Source organism: Dyadobacter sp. HNCC25DJ187 (assembly GCF_056895255.1).
The window spans coordinates 2040151-2060179 of the sequence record NZ_JBXHAT010000002.1 but is presented as its reverse complement, the minus strand read 5'-3'; the positions used below and the strand labels follow the sequence as shown (position 1 = coordinate 2060179).

Sequence of the window (20029 nt, the reverse complement as noted above, 5' to 3'; positions counted from 1 at the left end):
GCAGTTGTTTGACTTTGAGAAATGAAATTTAAAATTTTGCGCCCGACTTTTTCTTTATTATTCTGTTTATCAATCTTCTCATCCGCTCTGGGACAGTGGAGTGGCGTATATGGGAATGAATGGATAAACCACGATAATAAATATTTGAAATTAAATGTATCGGAAGCAGGATTATATAAGGTAGAGCTGTCAAGTCTTCCACCTGATTTCTCAAATGATCATTCCTCATTGCAACTGTGGCATAAGGGTAAAGAAGTAGCTATAATACAGAGCAACAGTAAAGAATTTTGGTTCTATGGAGAGATAAATGATGGGGTCTCAGATTCATTACTCTTCAGACCTGCTTCTTCCAGAATGAATCCATATCAAAGTTTTTTTTCCGACAAAGGTGCTTACTTTATAACTAAAAAGGCTAATCCCAAAAGAGCGGTTGTTGTGGAGGAGTCAGCGTTGTCGGGTATTCCGGAGCCATATAGTTTGTATACGGAGGTGAAGAGTTTGCGTAGCCAGTTCTCATTCTCCACATTGACAGCCTCTCCACTGGTCCCAAATAATAGCTATTACGAAAATATAAATACATGGACCGGCCCTATCATTTATGGAGATAGTGCAGTTGGAGGTAATGCAACCAATAGAGTGTCAAATCATCAATTTTCATTGATTAACTATAAGCCAACGGAAGGCGTGTTACCAGTGTTAAATGTGATGATTAATGGTCTTCATCATGGTGCACATAATGTGAAGATATCTGCTGGTACAACAGCTAATGTTGCGGATCAAAAGGAATTGGCTTTGGTTAATTTTACCGGATTGGGTGGGGTCAAAAAAGAAGGTTTACGTTTGTCAGGAGAACATTTTTCAGCAGACAAAGGCGGGATTATTTCTTTGAGATCAAATACTGGGGATGTTTATGACTGGTTTTCATTAACCTATTACACATTGACCTACCCACAGGAAATAAAAATGGCAGCCGGAAAATCAAACTATTTTAATTTTCCGGCTGCTTCTGTTAACACCAGTAGAATTAGGATTGAGACATCTGATGATAAATCTGTAGTGTTAGATATTTCTAATGCTTTTGAGCCAAAATTACTGAAAGGCACTTATGCGGGAGGAGCTCTCGAAATGATGATTGCTAGAAAAGACAAGCAATCTTTGAAATTGTTCTCTACCGGATTGGAGCTGATCAAAGTAATTGAACCTACAAAAATAAATGTTGTCGATTTCTCACCTGTATTTTCCTCTCCATCCTTCTCAAAAGAAATTTATAAAGTTCTTCCCCAAACTTATGACTATCTAATCATTACCAGTGATACTCTTAAAGAAGCTGCAGTTGAATATGCAAAGTATAGGAGTTCTAACGAAGGCGGAAACTATAAAACGATAGTATACGATGCAAAAACCATCTATAATCAGTTTAATTATGGAGAGCCTAGTGCTGTTGGAGTTAAGAGATTTGTGGAGTATATGCTCAAAGAGGGGATTAGAGAAAATCACAATCTATTATTGGTAGGAATTAGCGTTACTGCACCTGATGCCGGAGAACTGAGATTAAAGAAAGATTTACCCAATGAGGTTCCAACCATTGGAGATCCGGGAGCGGATATATTGTTAGTTTCAGGATTGCATGGAAAGGGGCAAGATACTCCGGCAATTCCTGTTGGAAGAATAAGTGCTTTTAATCAGCAGCAAGTATTAAATTACCTGGCTAAGGTTAAAGAATTTGAAGCGGATAAATCTGATAAACTGTGGCAAAAAAAAGTGTTGCATTTAAGCGGAGGAAAGACTTCGAGTGAGATAAATCAGCTAAGCTCTATTTTACGTAATCTTACTCCGTTGGTAGAGCAGGGAGAATTTGCCGGATCAGTGAAAGCATTCGTAAAGCAAAGCACCATTGAGACAGAACGTGTAGACATATCCAATGAAGTGAATGAAGGTGTTGGCATGATCAGTTATTTTGGACATGGATCGCCGGTTATAACAGATTTAGATATGGGTAAGGTATCTGATGTCACCAGAAAATTCAGTAACCCATTAAAGTATCCGCTTATGTATTTTAATGGATGTGGTGTAGGTAATGTTTACAGCGGAAGATCTACAGTTACACTATCAAATGATTGGTTATTAAGTCCAAATATGGGAGCTATTGTCAGCATCGCAAACTCTTATAACAGCTATGTTTCTCCTACCAGTAAGCAGTTGAAATTTCTTTATGAGGAATTATTTGTAAATGGAGCACCTAATCAGACTATTGGTAGAGTTGTACAGAACGTAGCAGCTAAAATATTAAATTCGAATCCTGATTCATACGATATTACCAACATTCACCAGTCTAACCTACATGGTGATCCTGCAATTCGATTATTTAATTTCAATAATCCTGATTACGCTGTTGACGTAGCAAAGCCAATTATACTTTTATCTGAAACACCAACTAAGACGATTGGTAGTTCTTCTCAAATCAATATTGGCACGATAGTCAGGAATGCTGGTAGATATGTTGTTGGACAAAATGTCCCTATCAAAATTGCTTATACATACGAAGATGGCCGTAGTGAATCGGTAGTTGATAAATTTATTTCATTTTCTTCGATAGATACGGTATTTTTTAGAATACCATATAACAAAACGCTTCGTCATATAAAAGTAAATATCGATCCGGAAAATACGATTCTGGAAATGAGTAAGGACAATAACTCAGCAGAATTGAACATCGATTGGAATATTGCCAATCAACTGGTTGTTTACCCGGAGGATATTCTTAAAGATGTGATACCTCCTGTAGTGAGTGTTAGCTTTAACAAGAATAAAATTAGCAATAAGTCAATTATACCAAGCAATCCTTTACTTGCTGTATTATTAGAAGATAATGAAAGTATTCCATTAGATACTTCTTTACTTGAATTGTATATTAAGAACTGTTGGAGTGATGATTGTGAATATCAGAGAATGGCTGTAGAATCTTACAATCTTGTCAGGATTGGACAGAATGCAATACAAATAAGTAAACAATTAAAAGACTTACAACCCGGGCAGTATGAATTACTTATTAATGGGAAGGATATGCAAGGAAATAGCATTCCCACCGGATATAAGATTCAATTTGCGATAGTAGCAGATGTTCCGTTGGTACTTACTGTGAGCCCTAATCCGGCCACTGATTATGTGAAGTTTGAAATAGATATTGATAATCCGGATGAAATAGAGTCAGTTGTCTATCTGATATACAATTCATCTGGTACGATAGTCAGTAAATCAGAAGTTAGGCTTCAATATGCCGGTAAGAATAATTGGTACTGGTTACCACGAAATGTGGCTCCTGGGCTGTATCTGTATCAGCTAGAGATTGTAAGAAAGGATAAAACGCGATCTAAGATGCAAGGGAAGTTAATTATTCTTTAGAAATCTAGGGATAATCTAGCCAAAATAGGCTGTTAAATCAAAATGAATAGAGATTTTGTGACTCTAACATGTTGATGGTTTATTTGGATATCTTAGAAACAGGTTTCCTGTTAAGCCACACGGAAAGATATATTGTTCTGGTAACAAAGAATGCAGTTTTGTTATAGATGTATGAAGGTTGATTTCCGGATAAGAGTAGTTTAAGGCTTTTGTTGAAATTTGATTTGCTAACGTAGTCCCACACTACGTTAGATTCCACCAAAAAGTCACGTGATTGATAGTATAATCGAATCGCTGCCATGTGGCCATACTCATTAAATATTCCTTTATCAGTACGATTTCTTACTTCATCTATTAGTATACCTTTCATACCTTCTTTAAAGTGCCCACGTCCCTTTCCTTCACTATATTTAATTTTGTTTGGTACAGCGAGATTAAATTCGAATAGCTCACGATCATAGAACGGATACGCCATTTCTATATTATGGTCTCTTGCCAAATAGAATTTTTCTTCATTAAGTGCTATTGCCTGCACATAAAAAACATCTTTCAGGGAAAATAGGTAATGATTTGCTAGCTTGTAGGATAGGGAATCTGCAGTAGAAGTATGCTGTTGAGGCAATACCGTATCAAAAATTTCAGAGGATAAGATATTAGCAGGCAAACTTGTAAAATATTTTATTTTATGTTTAACCCCCTTAAAAGCTTTATACAAAATACCATCATACCCAACATTGAATTGGCTACGAGCAACTTGTAATAGATTGATGGCTTGAGAGGGTGTGGATAGCTGAGACAATTTTGAGTAAAAGAAATTTCTTACAACCGTGTTCTTTTTTTCACTCAAGGAAAGTATATCCCAGTTTTTTGCAACTCCTATACCTGAGCGACATGCTGCTAATTCGTGTAAGGCTATCTTAAGTTCGCCCCAGGACTCCTGCCGATATAGCTCGTTCAAATATTCCATTCCATGGCCTACAATACTATCTCCATCGGTACCAGTTAGTAAGGTCTGAGAATGAAGAGAGCTTGCTGTTTTGATCAATCCCGTTTGTAGTGAAGGACTGATGGACATGTGTTCAGGAAACCCGTACAATGAGGTATTTTTAATAAGTAATTCCAATTCATCTGTAGAGGGATGAACAATTACGTGATTAGATTGAATATGGTGTGCTACTTTGCGAGCATATCTTGCTTCGTCGGTAAGTTTGGTGTTTGTATCAGCGTACAGTGTATGAAGTGCTATGTCGGGCGCCACTTTTTTTATCATGGAACTTACTGAAGACGAATCCAAACCTCCACTTAAATGGGAGCTTACACTAACTCGATTTTTGATACAGTTGGTTACAGATTTTCTAAAAAGATATTGAAATTCCTCACCATACTCTTCTACTCTTGATAGATGTTTCCATTTATCAGGCTCAAATGATATGATAGGATTTAGCAATAAATTTCCCCTGTTGGCTAAAAGAAAATGTCCCGGAAGAAGATTTTTGATGTCTTTATAGAAAGTTTCATCGTTATGAGGAGCGCCATTATTTAGCCAGGTTAGATAGGAAACAACGCGGGAAGTATTAATTTCAGTAGGGTTACTAAATTCGCTACATCTAGCTATATCGTCAATATCTGTGGAGAAAATTATGCCATTAGAAGAAAAATGGTAAAACAACGGAACGGTACCGAATGTGTCACGTATTAACGATAGTTCGTTATTAAGTTCGTCGTATATAACATATATTTTACCACTTGTTTTTAAAGCATCCTGAAAACGAACATCTCTTAACAAAGAGAGGCAAGACGAAAACCGAAAATTTTCATCTTGCCTCTCTTTATTAAGAACTTCTTCGAAACAATCAGAGTTACGACGTCTGACTAAAAAATTGATTGAGATATTACTCATTTGGGAAACGTAGTCAGAAAAACTAACGAATCCAAATTGAAAATTAAAGTTTTTAGCGCCGAGAATATCTGGATTTACTACACCAGAATTGAAAGAAAAATATCCTCTAATCACTCAACTATATTTTCTGCATAAATACTCTCAATTTTTTTGAATTATGCCTCACCTACCGGTAGAGCTCCTTCTCCGTCTTGATTGCTTCCTGACTTCAAAGTCAGCTTGCTAACCTTACCTATTTTGTTCAAAACAGGCTTTTTGTACGATTTTTTTGTCTGTGTAGAGTGCATATCGATTGTTTTCATGTTGGAACTTTTACGTGTTAAATATAGTATCGGCTGTAAATTTAGGTATATATTTTTGAATTACAAATATTAGTAACTCATTCATTGAAAAATATATAGGCAGGAATTGGATCCATTTTGCTATATATTCCGGATGAGAATATATGGCTTTTATTATTTCATCCATGCCATTCTTCCAGCTTCTTGTGCAGGAAGCCTACAAGCACTTCCAGGCCGGTATCGAAGCGGTTGTTGTTGTTGATGATGATATCGGCCTCTGATCGAAGTGGTTGTATGAATTTGTCATAAGTAGGGGCTACGTGATGTTCCCAGCGGTACAAAACATCATCCAGATCATAACCCCGTTCGTTGTTATCACGGATAATTCTTCGTTTGATCTTTACATGTTCCTTGGCATCTACAAAAACCTTTAAATCTATCAGCCTGGCAATATCAGGAAAGTAGAATACGAAAATGCCTTCAACAATGATGATAGGTCTTGGTTCGAAAACCAGAATCTCAGGTTTAAGGAGTGGATTATTGAACGTATATTCCTTCTGATGTACCTCTCTGCCGGCACGAAGCACTGCAATGTGTTCAGCAAAAAGATGATGATCAATCGTTTCCGGAAGATCGAAGTTTTCAACACCATTTTCATCCCGTGGGATTTCATGTATAGGACGGTAATAATTGTCCTGAGAGATTCTGGTGATCTGATCCTTACCGAAGGATTCTAGTAAGCTCTTCATGAAATAGGTTTTTCCAGATGCGCTTCCTCCGGTTATACCAACTATGTATGGTGTTTTTTCTGATTCAGTCATATATGAATTTGGTCAAATTCGTCGATGTTCAACTTAAGATTTAATCTATGATTGCCAATTTTCCTGCAAGTTGCTGATCTCCGTTTGCAGAAACAACGAAAATCAGATAAATCCCGCTTGCGGCTCGTTTTCCGTTATAATCGTTCAGAGACCATGTAGCAAGTCCGCCTTCCGCTATCGTTTCGTAAGCAAGTCTACCCGACATTTGCGTAATCTTTACTTTCGAAGCTGATGGAAGTCCCTTGATTCCAACGGTTCCGGAAAAACCAGGTCTGACAGGGTTAGGGAAAATGGAAATCTTTGTTAGGCTATTGGCTGGGAGTACGGATTCTGTCTGGTACGAAACCATTCCTGCCGGAGTATCCACAAATAAGCGGCCGGTTTCGTTATCGAACTGCAGTCTGGTAATTTCTGTTGATGGCAGCGGACTGTTGTCTGCATTAAAATAAGAGAGCTGCTCTGTCCCATCTGCATTAAATAGATATAAGCCATTTCGTGTGCCAATCCACTTTCTATTGCCGGCTTCTACCGCTACAGCGGTACATCTTTCATTGGCGAATAAACGTCTTTGTCCATAGATGGGTAAAATGGCATTGACACTGCTCACATTGAAAATGTCATCAGAAAGTAAATAGCCGACACCTCGGTCACTGGCAAACCAGATATAGCCGTCATTATCTATTGCAATACTATTAATTATGGTAGAAGGTAAACCTCCGGTACCGGCTAATGTGGAAATTAGCCTTTCTCTGTTATTAACAGGATTTTTGACCAGAATTCCACCTCCGAGATAAGCAGGAAGGCGGGTCCAGTTTAATCCTGCTTTGTCAATAATAATTGAATCGGACCTGTGATTGATTGTTGTATCGGTATTTGCCGGACTATATATCTGAAATTGCCCGGTAGGGTTGCCAATAAGTCCGTTTATGTTATCGGCTATCCAATACTGTTTTGCATTGTTGACAATGGTTAATCTCGGAGAAGTTATTAGCTCATTACTCAGTGCAGAAATAGGACCGCTGTCGAAAATGGTGACGATGTTTTTACTGGTGGTAGCAACTGTTTCGGTGCCTGAATGTGTGAATGCATAATAATCGCTTTCCGATGGATGAGTCAATTTCCATAAATTTTCTGTTCGCTGGAAAATACCTCTGCCTGCGATACCGGCATATAAAACACCTGACTTTGTTGAAATAGCTAAAGGAGTTGCGGGTGTACTGATTGCTCTCCAGTTGGCAAAATATTGTAGGTTTACTGATTCGCTTCTGGAGCAGACTTGCAAACCCTGAGATGTGATTGCATAAATAGAGTCTGTTGAGAGAGCGATGTCTTTTACATCAGCCTGAGATCCGTTTGCCCCGATATAGCGATAAGTTTCTAATACCTCACGCCTCTGCACATCCAGGACTACTATGCCAAAATTGGTAGCCAGATAAGCGTTACTGTTCTCAAAGGTGATTTTTCTGATAGCTATTCCAGCCGGAAGGTCAGTGGCTGAGTCAAAAATAGGCCAGGGGGTGATAGTCTCAGGTTGGCTGTCTGTGTTTAAGGTTACAATCTCTAGATTTCCACTTCGGTATGCTATCAATAAAATATTTGCTTCAGCATCCCAGCTTAATGAAGCAATACCCGTTTCTGAAAATCCGTCTTCTTTTCCTAATGTCTGAAAATCTTCACCCGTTTTTTTTACACTAAAAAATCCATTGTAAGATGCCCCGTATATGCGCTCAGCGGTTTCTGTGAGTTGATGAGCCGAACGATAATTAAAGTGAGATTCCCAACTACCTATAGGTGAGATTTGTGAAAATGTTATATCATAGGCTGCTAACCAAAACAAAACAAGAAGCAGCACACATCTGAGCGTATTGCGCTCTGACATATGTGCTGCTCGTGCAGGCTTATGTGCCCAAAACTTGACCATGTTTGCCTGTTATCAGATTGATAATCTATTTTTCAACAGTAATTACCGCTGCCCCTCTGCTGGTACCTGTGCCACATCCACTCTTTATAGAAGTTAAAGTATATTCCGTTGTAGCTGTAGGAGATACTGAAATCAGATAAGGATTCAGGAATGTACCATTAATGGATGTCCCGTCTGAAAGGGTAAACGACCATGGAGGTAACCCGTTCTTGAATTTCAACTGAATTCTTGTTGAGCGTCCGGCTGTGATAATTCCTTTTCCTGAAACTTCACCGATTGCTTTGTTTGGTGATATAATGTCAATTTCTTCAATAGCGCTGGACACGGCAGGAGACGATGATATAATTCTGATTTTGTGTGTTCTGATCGTGTCAGACGAAGAAACGGAGTTCAGTTTTACATTCATAGTAGTAGGTGTAATCGTCGTCGGAAGATCGACAAACCGACCATTTTTGTCGGTCATTTGCACTACAAACTTATTTCCCGGATTGTATCGTCCCGCTGTCTTGTAAGGAATTTCCAACAGTGCTCCGGAACAAACTACATTTTGCGATAGTTTTTCCAGGGTTATGGCAACGGGTGGAGCCTTAACGGCCACTTTAGCGCGTCCTGAAAACTTGCCAACTCCGCAAAGTCCACCGGCAGAAGTTATCTGGTAATTGGTATCATAATACGGTTTCACTTTCACTTTGTAGGGAGACTCCTGAATATTGTTTTCATAAGTGCCATCCGATAACAATACAAACCAGGGAGGGCCTCCACCATTAAATGCTACTGTAAGTTCTCCTGTCTCATTTTCGCCCAGAAAAAGTGAATCTTTTTGCAATACTGTGGTCGTCGGAGATACAATCGTCACCTTAGCAATCTGAGTTGTCAGGTATGGAGCTGAAGAGGTTACACGAAGTCTGTATTCACCTGGTCTGTAAGATTCAGGAATTTGCGTTGTGATGTATCCGGATGAGTCAGGCGATGAAAGATTTTTGAAAGCTCCTGTTCGATCAGCAATCTGGACTGTAAATTTGTTACCCGCTTTAAATTTTCCGGTAGCACTAAAAGGAACCTGGAAAGGGATGTTGTTACAAAGTCGTGCAATCTTATCTGCTTCCTTCAGTTCCAGCTTAGGTTCAGGGTTATTGTCTACGTTGACGATAACTTCACCTGTCGGAGTTCCACTTCCGCAGGCATTTGAAACGCCTGAAATTTTGTAGTTCTTAATTTCCGAAGGTTTAACAATCAGATAATGAGGATTAGATAATGTGCTCAAAATTGTGGTACTATCTGACAAACGGAAAGACCATGGCGCTGTTCCACCCAGCTGAACACGTAAATGTGCTTCCTGCCCAGGCATAATCCTGGCTGCTTGTGTTCCATCTATTACTTCGAGTTTGGCGGATGGCGTTTGCAGTAAGCGAATGGGTGCGGGAGGGCTTTTCACTACAGACATATTGCTAACGATCTGCAGATAATAAATTTCTCCGCCTTTCTTATAGGAAGGAATAACAGCTTTGACCGGACTTTTCTTTACAGGTAAAGAAATGGCGATCGACTTACCGGAAGCATCCATGATATGAGCAACATAGGTATTTTCATCGTCGAAGGGGCCTGATAGAGAAAACGGAATATCAATGGTAGTTCCCGGACAAACTGATAAGTAAGAAATATCATCAATTGAGATCTTGTAAGCATTGACCGTATCCTTTGCAATCTGTTCCGCTTTGGCAGCCATTTCATCTGCTTCCTTTTCAGTAACGATGGTGTCGCCGGTCATCGTATCAGCATCAATAGCCGTTCCCAAGGTATCCTGTACAATAACAGGCGTTTTAGGAACACTGATAGCAGGTGCTACAACCGGCTTTTTGATTGGTCCGCGTTGCGCGCGTGCATCGTTAACGCAGATGTAAGAAATAAGGAAAATTAGAAAGACTAACCTCGACATGAATATAGGATATTTGAAAATCAGGTTGTGATATTACATGGTAACCAATTTACTTCCGCGAAGCACCGGTACTACATCATAAAGATCCGATTGCAGGCAATAGGAAATGTCCTTATGGATACCTAATCGCTGCAGACGTCTCACGTGTGATGAATTCGAAACAGCTGCAAGCAAATTGTCTTTTGATTGGTTGTACAGTCTTTGCGCCATCAATGTACCATCTTCTCTAAGAATGTACTGGTCTTTGAGAGCTTCGGAGAGCGCGCCAGCGAACAAAGTATCTTCCAGATTTGGTCTGCCTTTCCAGCCGGCACAAAGTATCAGCACATCATAAGGTTCAGAACGTAAATGATTAGCCAAAGCTCCCAGATTCAGAAAGGAGCCAATCATTACTTTTACAGCCGATGCTCTTGCTTTGGTAATGGATAACGTTCCGTTGGTGGTTGTCATTGCAATCTCGGCACCAATCAATATCTCGTTCATATAACTGAACGGAGAATTGTCGAGGTCAAAACCTTCTTCCTTTTTAGCATCGCGCTCTGCCGCAGCAATAAATCCCTTATCCTGCAGATACTTACATTCTTCAATTGTTGCTACCGGAGTGATACTTTTAATACCGTAGGCAAGGCCGGTTACCATGCATGATGTAGCTCTGAAAATGTCAGCAACTACTACGATGGAGTTATCCAATTTATGTAAATGTAATAAATCAGGAGTGAGGCAGACGTCAAGCTGTTTCATATAGAAATTGGTGCAGTTGCAGTAATTATAAATTATATCGGTGAATGTTATCCTTTTACGAATGGCAATTTAATGACGCGTGCTTTCAGTTGGCGATCGCGTACTTTAACAAAAATTTCTGTATCCGGCTTGCTAAATGCTGTGGGCACATATCCAAGGCCGATTCCTTTTTGTAATGTCGGAGATTGTGTTCCGGAAGTTACGTCACCAATTACATTACCTTCTGCATCACACAGTTCGTAATGCCCACGGGGTATACCTCTGTCGATCATTTCAAAACCTACCAGCTTTCTTTGAAGACCAGCTTCCTTTTGTTGTTTCAGCGCTGATGAATTGGTAAACTCCTTGGTGAATTTGGTCACCCATCCCAGACCCGCCTCTAGTGGAGATGTATGATCGTCAATATCGTTGCCATACAAGCAAAATCCTTTTTCCAGTCTCAATGTATCACGTGCTCCAAGCCCTACTGGCTTGATTTCAAAAGGAGCGCCAGCTTCGAAAATGGCATTCCAAACCTGTTCTGCATTTTCATTTTTAACGTATATCTCAAAACCACCTGCACCTGTATAACCCGTTGCAGAAATAACCACGTCCTGAACACCGGCCAAAGTACCCATTTTGAAGGTATAGTATTCCATAGAGGCCAGATCAAGGTCTGTAAGTTTTTGAAGCGTTGTAACAGCATTTGGCCCTTGAACGGCAAAGAGGCACGTTTCGGCTGACATATCCTGCATTTCTACACCCTCTGTATTGAATTTTTGAATCCAATTCCAGTCTTTTTCAATATTGGAAGCATTTACAACCAACATATAATCGTCTTCGGCAATTTTATAAATCAGAAGATCGTCTACAACTCCGCCGGTTTCATTGGGTAGATAGCTATATTGTACTTTTCCGTCATAGAGTACTGAGGCATCATTAGCAGAAACGCGTTGTATCAGGTCAAGTGCGTTCGGCCCTTTCACACTGAATTCCCCCATATGAGAGACGTCAAAAACACCTACATTATTGCGTACCGTATGATGCTCTTCCAAATCAGAGGAATAACGAACAGGCATTTCAAAACCTGCAAACGGCACAATCTTAGCGCCTAACTGAACATGTATGTGGTGAAGTGGTACGTTTTTCATCAATGGTTAATTGGTTTGGATTTATTTGCAAAAGTAGGCAAAGGACATCAAAGCGACACAAAAAACTATGTATTCACATTTTTGGCTAAATCATTTTGAAGTATATTGGGAAAAAATAGGCATAATTTATTGTCTGTTTGATCATTAACTTATAAAACCATGAAAAAAAAGTATTGGATATTTTCTATTCTGACCCTGGTCAACTACCCGTTGCTACACGCTCAGACAGCAACCTTTAAGGGGCAGACAGTCGACGATAAAATTAGCATTGGCTATGGAGTGACGACAGGAGATGTAGATGGAGATGGAAAGCCGGATATTTTGCTGGCGGATAAGAAAGATATTGTCTGGTACAAAAATCCCGGAGCGAGAGATAAGCCATGGCAAAAGTATGTAATGGCTACGAACCTGACCGAGAATGATAATGTCTGTATTGCAGCGCGGGACATTGATGGTGACGGAAAGGTGGAAGTTGCAGTTGGCGCAGAGTGGAATCCTTCTGAGACCAAAAATAATAAAAAATCAGGGGCAGTGTTTTATCTGGATGCGCCTGAAGATCGTACGCAGACCTGGCAACCCGTAAGGTTACATCATGAAGTGACTATTCATAGAATGCAATTTGTCAAAACTACAGATGACACGTTTCAACTTATTGTGCTGCCTTTGCATGGTGAAGGCAATACAGGGGGAGAGGGGGCAGGAGTAAAGGCTATCATTTTCGACATTCCGGAAAACCGTAAGGGTTTGTGGAGCTATCAGCTTCTGGATACCGGAATGCACATGACACATAACTTTCAGCCTATGGAGGTGTCGAAGCGATTTTTGGGAATGGCTTTGGCGGGGAAAGAAGGTGTTCAGGTTTTTCTTAATGGTGCCGACGGTTGGGCAGCATCTGGGAACTGGATGGTGCCGGGCAATGGAGTGGGTGAAGTAAGGACAGGTAGTTTAGGAAATAACCAGCTATTTACTGCCACTATCGAACCAATGCATGGCAATACGCTCGTAGTGTATTCCAAAGACAACCGAACAGTGCTGACAGATAAGATTAAGGAAGGGCATGCATTGGTATGTGCTGATTTTTTTGGACAAGGTAGAGATCAGATTGTAATGGGATGGCGAAATCCAAATGTAGTTGGAGAAACAGGAGTCCGTATCTATGTAGGTTCTGATACAGCAGGAAAAAAATGGCAGGAGTATACCCTGGATGAAAAAATGAAGATGGCCTGCGAAGATGTAACTGCCTCGGATCTGGACGGAGATGGCTTTCCAGATGTTGTTGCCTCCGGAAGGGCTACCAAAAATCTGGTGATCTACTGGAATCAGCGGAAAAAGTAATTGGTTCAAAAACAGAGACGGGATGAAAATATGTTTCCATCCCGTCTGTAAAATATCGGTTACTCATTATTAGTCTCTGCGACCCATAAGTAAACTTACATAGTAAAGTAAAGTTGCAAGAGAACCTATAGCAGCTACCAGGTAAGTTCTGGCCGCCCATTTAAGTGCATCAGCAGACATTACATATTCACGCTCGTTCACAATACGATTGTTTTTAATCCAGGCCAAAGCGCGGTTACTTGCGTCATATTCCACCGGAAGTGTTATAAAACTAAACAATGTAGTAAGGGCAAATAGTGCTACACCGATGGCCAGAGGAATCGGGGTTGTATTGATCAGCAAAATACCTCCCAAAATTACCCATTGCATATACTGCGATGCGATACTCAGAAAAGGAACCATCTGGGATCTGAATTGCAGCCATTTGTAAGCTGTAGCATGTTGCACCGCGTGACCACATTCGTGAGAAGCAACTGCTGCTGCTGCCACACTACGCCCATAAAATACATCCGGACTCAAGTTTACGGTCTTGTCCTGAGGATTATAGTGATCAGTTAATTTACCTTCAACAGAAAGTACACGCACATCATAAATGCCACTTTCACGAAGCATCGTTTCAGCGATTTCTTTGCCACTCATTCCATTACTCAGACCTACCTGAGAATACTCCTCAAATTTCCGTTTTAAGCGCCACTGAACGTAAAAGCTTACGATCATGACGAGTATACCAATTAAATATGCACCACCCATAGTGAGTCTTTTTAGATTTAGTTAAAAAATAATAACCGATCAGGTAAATATAAATATAACGGTAAAATATAGTGTAATGTTATTGTTTCAATACCCCTGTTTAATCTTCTCAATCAGTGCCGTGGTTGAGTATCCATTTACAAGGGCTATTGTTTTTACCTCACCTCCATTAGCAAGTACAAAATCCGCACCAGCTATCGTTTCTACTGTATAATCGTCACCTTTGACCAATATGTCAGGTTTTACTGCCTCTATAAGTTCTGAAGGAGTAGGATCATCGAACAAAATGACAGCATCTACAAATGAAAGGGCTGACATAAGTCGTGCTCTGGCGTATTCATTTACCACCGGCCGAAGAGGACCTTTAAGGCGACTAACGGAAGCATCTGTATTAAGACCAATCACGAGCCTGTCTCCCAAAGCACGGGCTTTTTCCAAATAATCAATATGTCCTAGGTGAACGATATCAAAGCAGCCATTGGTGAAAACAACCTTTTGATCTGCGCGTTGCCAGTCTGCTACCTGTTGGATGGCTTCGTCAATTCTTAGAATTTTATCTTCAGTCTGGTTCATAAACAAGTTTATTTTGAGTTGAGGAATGGATTGGTACCAATTAGTGGGTTGCAGTAACTTCAGCTGGTTCCTCTGTCTCTTTTTTGTTTTTTATTAATACATACAAAAACGCAAGAGCACCAATTATAAGCATGAAAACCATTTGAGCTCCATGTATAAAGGTAGCCAGCGTAATTCCATCATTGTAAGTAAGTCCGTATAGCACCATTACACTTCCTACAAGCATATGATAAGCTCCCAAACCACCTTGTACCGGAGCTGCCATTCCGATTGATCCCACTACAAGTAAAGTCAAACCGGCCAGGAGACCTAAAGAAGATGTTTCCGGAATACAAAAGAACAATACATAAGAAACCAGGTAATACAGCACCCAGATAGCAATAGTACTGAAAATGAACAGTCCCGGACTATGCAATTTGCGAACACTCAGGAGGCCCTCCAACATTCCCTGAGCAAATGTTACTATTTTTTGTATCAATGCATTTTGCTGAAGCTTGTTTTGCAGCGCCTTATTTTTGAATATATAAATACCTGAAGTTGCAATACCAACTAAACCTGCAAGAAGTATAATGAGCAATAATGAACCGGAAGAGGTGCCTTCACCTGACGATATTTTGCTCATGAAGAAATCGGTAAAGAACTTACTGAGCCGGTCGAATTCGAGAATGAAGTTGAAGCCAATCATTACTAAAAGAATGATTACATCAAATATACGTTCGGCTACTACTGTTCCGAAACTGAGGTTTACAGGTACGCGCTCCAGACGGTAGAGCGTGCCACAGCGGGTCACCTCGCCCATTCTGGGAACAATATAATTGGCGAAATAACCTGTTAATACAGCAATAGAACTGTTAAACAAGCCAGGTTTATAGCCTAGTGGCTCCATCAGCATGCTCCACCTCCATGCTCTCACTACATGTGCTGTGAGCAAAAATATACAGGAGACGGCGATCCATCGCCAGTCTGACCTGGCAAAGCGATCCAGCATCTCTGCCAGATTGATATCTTTAAAAGCAAACCAGATCAGTCCGCCGGCAAGTCCGAGGGAGATGATGTAACGCAACGCACTTTTCATTAAGCTTTGATGATGTTTGGATGTAAGAAAGCGGTATTGCCTGTCAGTTTACAAGTTGATTGTTGTGGTCGGGAAAGATGACCATTGGTTTAAACGTTTTCGCCTCCTCCTGAGACATGCTGCCATAAGCTATAATGATGACGATATCTCCGATCTGTACTCTGCGTGCGGCAGCTCCATTGAGGCATATCATTCCGGAAGCTCTTTCGCCTTTAATAACATAGGTTACAAAGCGTTCTCCATTGTTATTGTTTACAATATGTACCTGCTCATTTTCGATCAAACCGGCCGCATCCATCAGATCTTCGTCGATGGTGATACTTCCTACGTAGTTCAATTCAGCCTGAGTCACCTTTACCCGGTGAATCTTCGATTTCATGAGTGTTATTTGCATTACTCAGCGGTATGAATTAGTATTTTTTTGTACTTTATAATCCTGCAAAGTTACAGGAATAATACTTAGCCTTCAAAACAATGCCGGTAAGCAACAGGTTCCGGTTTTGATCTCGTCCAATATTGAGACGAAGTATGTTTTAATTTTTTGCATCCATGGTAAAATCGGTTCATGCATCGTTATATTTATGCCTGAATTAGTACTATTCGGTATTGATTTAAAAAAATATACTTTAAACTCTATTATTAACCTTTCTTATTATTACCAAAACCAATGAGTACAGATAGTAAACTAAAAGATGTAACCCGTCGGGATTTTCTACAGAAGACGACGGCCGCAGCAATCGGAAGTTTTTTTATAGTTCCCCGCCATGTGCTGGGTAAAGGATTCCGGGCACCAAGCGACAAGCTGAATATTGCAGCGGTTGGTATTGGCGGAAAAGGTTTTTCAGATATTACCAATGCTTACAACAAAGGAGCTGAGAATGTAGTAGCGCTTTGTGATGTAGACTGGAACCTGGGGCAGAAGTGCTTTGACAAATTTCCGGATGCAAAAAAATACAAAGATTTCCGGAAGATGCTTGATGAAATGGATAAAGATATTGATGCCATTACCGTTTCTACGCCGGATCATACCCATGCTGTGATCGCGATGGCTGCCATGGCACGAGGAAAACATGTATATGTGCAGAAACCATTGACGCACAATATCAATGAGGCACGTGTACTTACAGAAGCTGCAAGGAAATATAAGCTCGTATCTCAAATGGGTAATCAGGGTGCTTCCAATCCTGGTCAGCAGCAAATGGTGGAATGGTTTAAAAAAGGGGTGATTGGCACTGTGAAGGAGGTCGATGTCTGGACGAACCGTCCGATCTGGCCACAAGGTATTCCGGTACCAACTGAAAAAGTAGCTGTACCAAGTACACTGGATTGGGATCTGTATGTAGGGCCCGCTGACTGGGTAGACTACACACCTGCATATCACCCGTTTAAATGGCACGGATGGTGGAATTTCGGTACTGGTGCATTGGGTGATATGGGTTGCCATCTGATTGACTCACCATTCCGCATACTGGGATTGGGTTATCCTACGGAAGTAGAATGCAGCGTTGGGGCGGTGTTTTTGAAAGACTGGACTCCGGAGTATATCCCGGAAGGATGCCCGCCGTCATCTCGTGTTCAGATCAAATTCCCAGCAACCAAGACTAACAAATCATCTTTAACGATGACATGGCATGATGGGGGGATGCGTCCGTTTCACCCGGATTTGGTACCTGCAAATGATCCAATGGGAGAGCCGGATAGTAGTAATGGAGCCATGCTGATTGGTGACAAAGGCGTGATGATGTGCGCCACTTATGGCAAAGATCCTAAGGTGTATCTAAAAAGCGGTGAAAAATTAACAATGCCGAAGGGCGCGTTTGAAACGAAATATACATCTCTTCCTGAGTTTGGCCATCATGTTGCGTGGACGGATGCTTGCAAAGCCGGATTCAATAGCAAAGAGCATAAAGCACTTTCGTCTTCATTTGACTATTCCGGTCCGTTAACTGAAACCGTGATCATGGGGAACCTGGCTATCAGAAGCTATAATTTGAGAACTGCAAATGCTGATGGTAAAGGATTCAGCTTCCCTGGTCGTAAGCGTTTATTATGGGATGGAAACGCAATGAAAATTACAAACTTCGACGAGGCAAATCAGTTTGTAACACGTAAATACCGCGAGGGCTGGAAACTTTCGTAAACAAGGGTTTTTTGTAAACTAAGAACGGTGCGGTTTCTTGATAGAGCTGCACCGTTCTTGTTTAGAATACTATATTATCGATCAGTCTGACCGGGCCAAGAAATACTGCAATACAAATAGCATTTAATTCTGGCGGATTCATTTTTGAGATTGTTTGTAAGGTCTTGGTATCAACGATTTCCAAGTAATCCAAGGTAAACGCCTTGATTTTATTAAACTCCTCGACCGCCACAGCTTTTACTGCATCAGGTGTATGTCCTTCCAACAGACTTTCTTTCGCTTCGGATATAATTCTGTAAATATTTGCCGCAATTTTTCTTTGTTGATCATCCAGCCGCTGATTACGCGATGACATAGCCAGTCCGCTATCCTCTCTCACAGTAGGGCAAATCACAAGTTCCAGCTGAAATGACAGATCTGAAACCATGCGTTTGATCACAGCGACCTGTTGCAAATCCTTTTGTCCAAAATAAGCTTTATCAGGCTGCACAACATTAAATAGCTTTGAAACAACCAATCCTACACCATTGAAGTGTCCTGGTCGGGAAGCACCTTCCATGACCGTTTCCAAACTTCCGAAGTCGAAAGTCATCGCTGCAGGCTCCGGATACATCTCTTGAACCGAAGGAGCAAATACTGCCGAGCAGCCAGCAGCAAGGAGCAGTGCTGTATCTGCCTCCAGCGTACGGGGATATTTCTCCAGATCTGCCGGGTTATTGAATTGAGTCGGATTTACAAAAATACTGCAGACAGCAATGTCGTTTTCAGAAAGGGCAGATTTTAGCAGTGAAATATGCCCTTCGTGTAACGCACCCATAGTAGGAATAAAGCCTATTGTTTTTCCTGCAGAACGTTGTTGTTTTATGAAATGACGGAAAGCAGGAACTGAAGTAAATACTTCCATGAATAAAGTATGGATTCGATTTGCCGGTTGTCTTCGATGAACTGGCTGGATAGATGAAGGAAAAAGGCGTTTTGGAAGGCTGAACCAAAATATTTAGAATAGATACCCCCAAACTGAACGCAATATTACATTTTGTTTGGAATATCTTTTGATTTTGCGATTTTTTTTGTATAATTTTGCAAAACTTTTTTTCACAAACTGCTAAATATCTATGGAGAAACTACGAATTTTATATGTAGCCAGTGAAATCAATCCTTTCCTTCAGACCACTGATGTTGCCGATTACGTAAGGAAACTTCCTCAGGCGATGCAGGAGCGTGGAGCAGAAATCAGAATTCTGGTACCTCGTTTTGGTTTGATCAATGAGCGTAAAAACAGGCTTCATGAAGTAGTTCGACTATCAGGAATAAATATAACCGTAGGAGATGAAGAAAAGCCACTGATCATTAAAGTTGCTTCCATTCCAAATGCTAAGCTACAGGTCTATTTTATAGATAATGATGATTATTTTCATCGTAAATCTGTGTTCGTAGATAAGGAAAACAATTTTTACGATGATAATGATGAGCGCGCAATTTTCTTCTGCAAGGGTGTTTTAGAAACTGTAAAGAAACTAGGCTGGGCACCCGATGTGGTGCATTGCAACGATTGGATGACTGCATTGATTCCATTGTATCTGAAAACTACCTATCGTAACGATCCTATGTTTAAGGATACCAAAAGCGTTTTTACTGTGCATAACAATGCTTTTGATTTTAAATTTGATGCTGATCTGCAGAATAAAGCAAAGGCAATGGATGTGAGCGACGAAGCTTTAGCTCATTTACATTCTGCTGACTTTGAAGGGTTTGTTAAAATAGGCTGTGCTTATGCAGATGCTGTAATCAAGGCAGATGAGCATTGCAGCGAAAGTCTGAATCAAATCTTCAATGATGCTCCCAAGAGAGTTGAGCTTGATGAAAATGATGAGAAATTCTCTGAGTCTTATTACAACCTGTATACAGACTTAATGAATTAAAAAATCGCTGTATAAAACAAAAGGGGAGGCAGCAATGTCTCCCCTTTTGTTTTATACGCTTGCAACATCTGAATGCTCAATCCGAATAAAACTATCTGAAGA

At 40.5% G+C, this 20029-nt stretch carries 16 protein-coding genes; 4 read left to right on the top strand and 12 right to left on the bottom strand.

The annotated features are described in order from the left end of the window. The first annotated feature begins 21 nt into the window (after positions 1 to 21). Complete coding sequence (gene porU2, locus AC1XUE_RS19440) at positions 22 to 3402, top strand: putative type IX secretion system sortase PorU2 (RefSeq protein WP_483357647.1); 3381 nt, start codon at positions 22 to 24, stop codon at positions 3400 to 3402. Between the two features lie 79 nt (positions 3403 to 3481). Here the strand turns inward: porU2 and AC1XUE_RS19435 are convergent, their stop codons facing one another. The 7 genes from AC1XUE_RS19435 to gcvT all read right to left on the bottom strand — a co-directional run bounded on the left by AC1XUE_RS19435 (position 3482) and on the right by gcvT (position 12132). After that, positions 3482 to 5416 (bottom strand): asparagine synthase-related protein, encoded by a 1935-nt coding sequence (locus AC1XUE_RS19435; RefSeq protein WP_483357646.1) that lies wholly within the window; start codon positions 5414 to 5416, stop codon positions 3482 to 3484. Positions 5417 to 5457: 41 nt separating this feature from the next. Next, on the bottom strand, positions 5458 to 5604 hold the full coding sequence (locus tag AC1XUE_RS19430; protein WP_483357645.1) for a hypothetical protein: 147 nt from the start codon (positions 5602 to 5604) through the stop codon (positions 5458 to 5460). A 158-nt stretch (positions 5605 to 5762) separates the two neighbouring features. Then, a complete protein-coding gene (udk, locus tag AC1XUE_RS19425) occupies positions 5763 to 6404 on the bottom strand; it encodes a uridine kinase (protein WP_483357644.1) in 642 nt (213 codons plus the stop codon). Positions 6405 to 6444: 40 nt separating this feature from the next. Next, complete coding sequence (locus tag AC1XUE_RS19420) at positions 6445 to 8325, bottom strand: PorZ beta-propeller-like domain-containing protein (RefSeq protein ID WP_483357643.1); 1881 nt, start codon at positions 8323 to 8325, stop codon at positions 6445 to 6447. Between the two features lie 25 nt (positions 8326 to 8350). After that, a complete protein-coding gene (locus tag AC1XUE_RS19415) occupies positions 8351 to 10261 on the bottom strand; it encodes a hypothetical protein (RefSeq protein WP_483357642.1) in 1911 nt (636 codons plus the stop codon). Between the two features lie 33 nt (positions 10262 to 10294). After that, on the bottom strand, positions 10295 to 11002 hold the full coding sequence (locus tag AC1XUE_RS19410) for a 2-phosphosulfolactate phosphatase (protein WP_483357641.1): 708 nt from the start codon (positions 11000 to 11002) through the stop codon (positions 10295 to 10297). Between the two features lie 47 nt (positions 11003 to 11049). Further along, positions 11050 to 12132 (bottom strand): glycine cleavage system aminomethyltransferase GcvT, encoded by a 1083-nt coding sequence (gcvT, locus tag AC1XUE_RS19405; RefSeq protein ID WP_483357640.1) that lies wholly within the window; start codon positions 12130 to 12132, stop codon positions 11050 to 11052. Positions 12133 to 12291: 159 nt separating this feature from the next. On the opposite strand from gcvT, the gene AC1XUE_RS19400 reads away from it, so the two are divergent. Continuing rightward, on the top strand, positions 12292 to 13467 hold the full coding sequence (locus AC1XUE_RS19400; RefSeq protein WP_483357639.1) for an FG-GAP repeat domain-containing protein: 1176 nt from the start codon (positions 12292 to 12294) through the stop codon (positions 13465 to 13467). A gap of 69 nt (positions 13468 to 13536) precedes the next feature. Here AC1XUE_RS19400 and AC1XUE_RS19395 read toward each other — a convergent pair whose 3' ends face one another. From AC1XUE_RS19395 to panD, 4 genes are all read right to left on the bottom strand, one after another. Next, positions 13537 to 14217 (bottom strand): zinc metallopeptidase, encoded by a 681-nt coding sequence (locus tag AC1XUE_RS19395; RefSeq protein ID WP_483357638.1) that lies wholly within the window; start codon positions 14215 to 14217, stop codon positions 13537 to 13539. Between the two features lie 87 nt (positions 14218 to 14304). Further along, positions 14305 to 14790, bottom strand: a complete 486-nt coding sequence (gene rfaE2 / locus AC1XUE_RS19390; RefSeq protein ID WP_483357637.1) for a D-glycero-beta-D-manno-heptose 1-phosphate adenylyltransferase — start codon at positions 14788 to 14790, stop codon at positions 14305 to 14307. Between the two features lie 40 nt (positions 14791 to 14830). Then, positions 14831 to 15865 carry a lysylphosphatidylglycerol synthase transmembrane domain-containing protein gene (locus AC1XUE_RS19385; protein WP_483357636.1) on the bottom strand — a complete coding sequence of 345 codons (1035 nt, stop codon included), beginning with the start codon at positions 15863 to 15865 and terminating at the stop codon, positions 14831 to 14833. Positions 15866 to 15908: 43 nt separating this feature from the next. Further along, complete coding sequence (panD, locus tag AC1XUE_RS19380) at positions 15909 to 16259, bottom strand: aspartate 1-decarboxylase (RefSeq protein ID WP_483357635.1); 351 nt, start codon at positions 16257 to 16259, stop codon at positions 15909 to 15911. 273 nt (positions 16260 to 16532) lie between these two features. Between panD and AC1XUE_RS19375 the strand changes: the two genes are divergently transcribed. After that, positions 16533 to 18005 carry a Gfo/Idh/MocA family protein gene (locus tag AC1XUE_RS19375; RefSeq protein ID WP_483357634.1) on the top strand — a complete coding sequence of 491 codons (1473 nt, stop codon included), beginning with the start codon at positions 16533 to 16535 and terminating at the stop codon, positions 18003 to 18005. A gap of 61 nt (positions 18006 to 18066) precedes the next feature. Here the strand turns inward: AC1XUE_RS19375 and panC are convergent, their stop codons facing one another. Further along, positions 18067 to 18909 (bottom strand): pantoate--beta-alanine ligase, encoded by an 843-nt coding sequence (gene panC / locus AC1XUE_RS19370; RefSeq protein WP_483357633.1) that lies wholly within the window; start codon positions 18907 to 18909, stop codon positions 18067 to 18069. Positions 18910 to 19120: 211 nt separating this feature from the next. On the opposite strand from panC, the gene AC1XUE_RS19365 reads away from it, so the two are divergent. Then, on the top strand, positions 19121 to 19927 hold the full coding sequence (locus AC1XUE_RS19365; protein ID WP_483357632.1) for a glycogen/starch synthase: 807 nt from the start codon (positions 19121 to 19123) through the stop codon (positions 19925 to 19927). Positions 19928 to 20029: the final 102 nt, after the last annotated feature.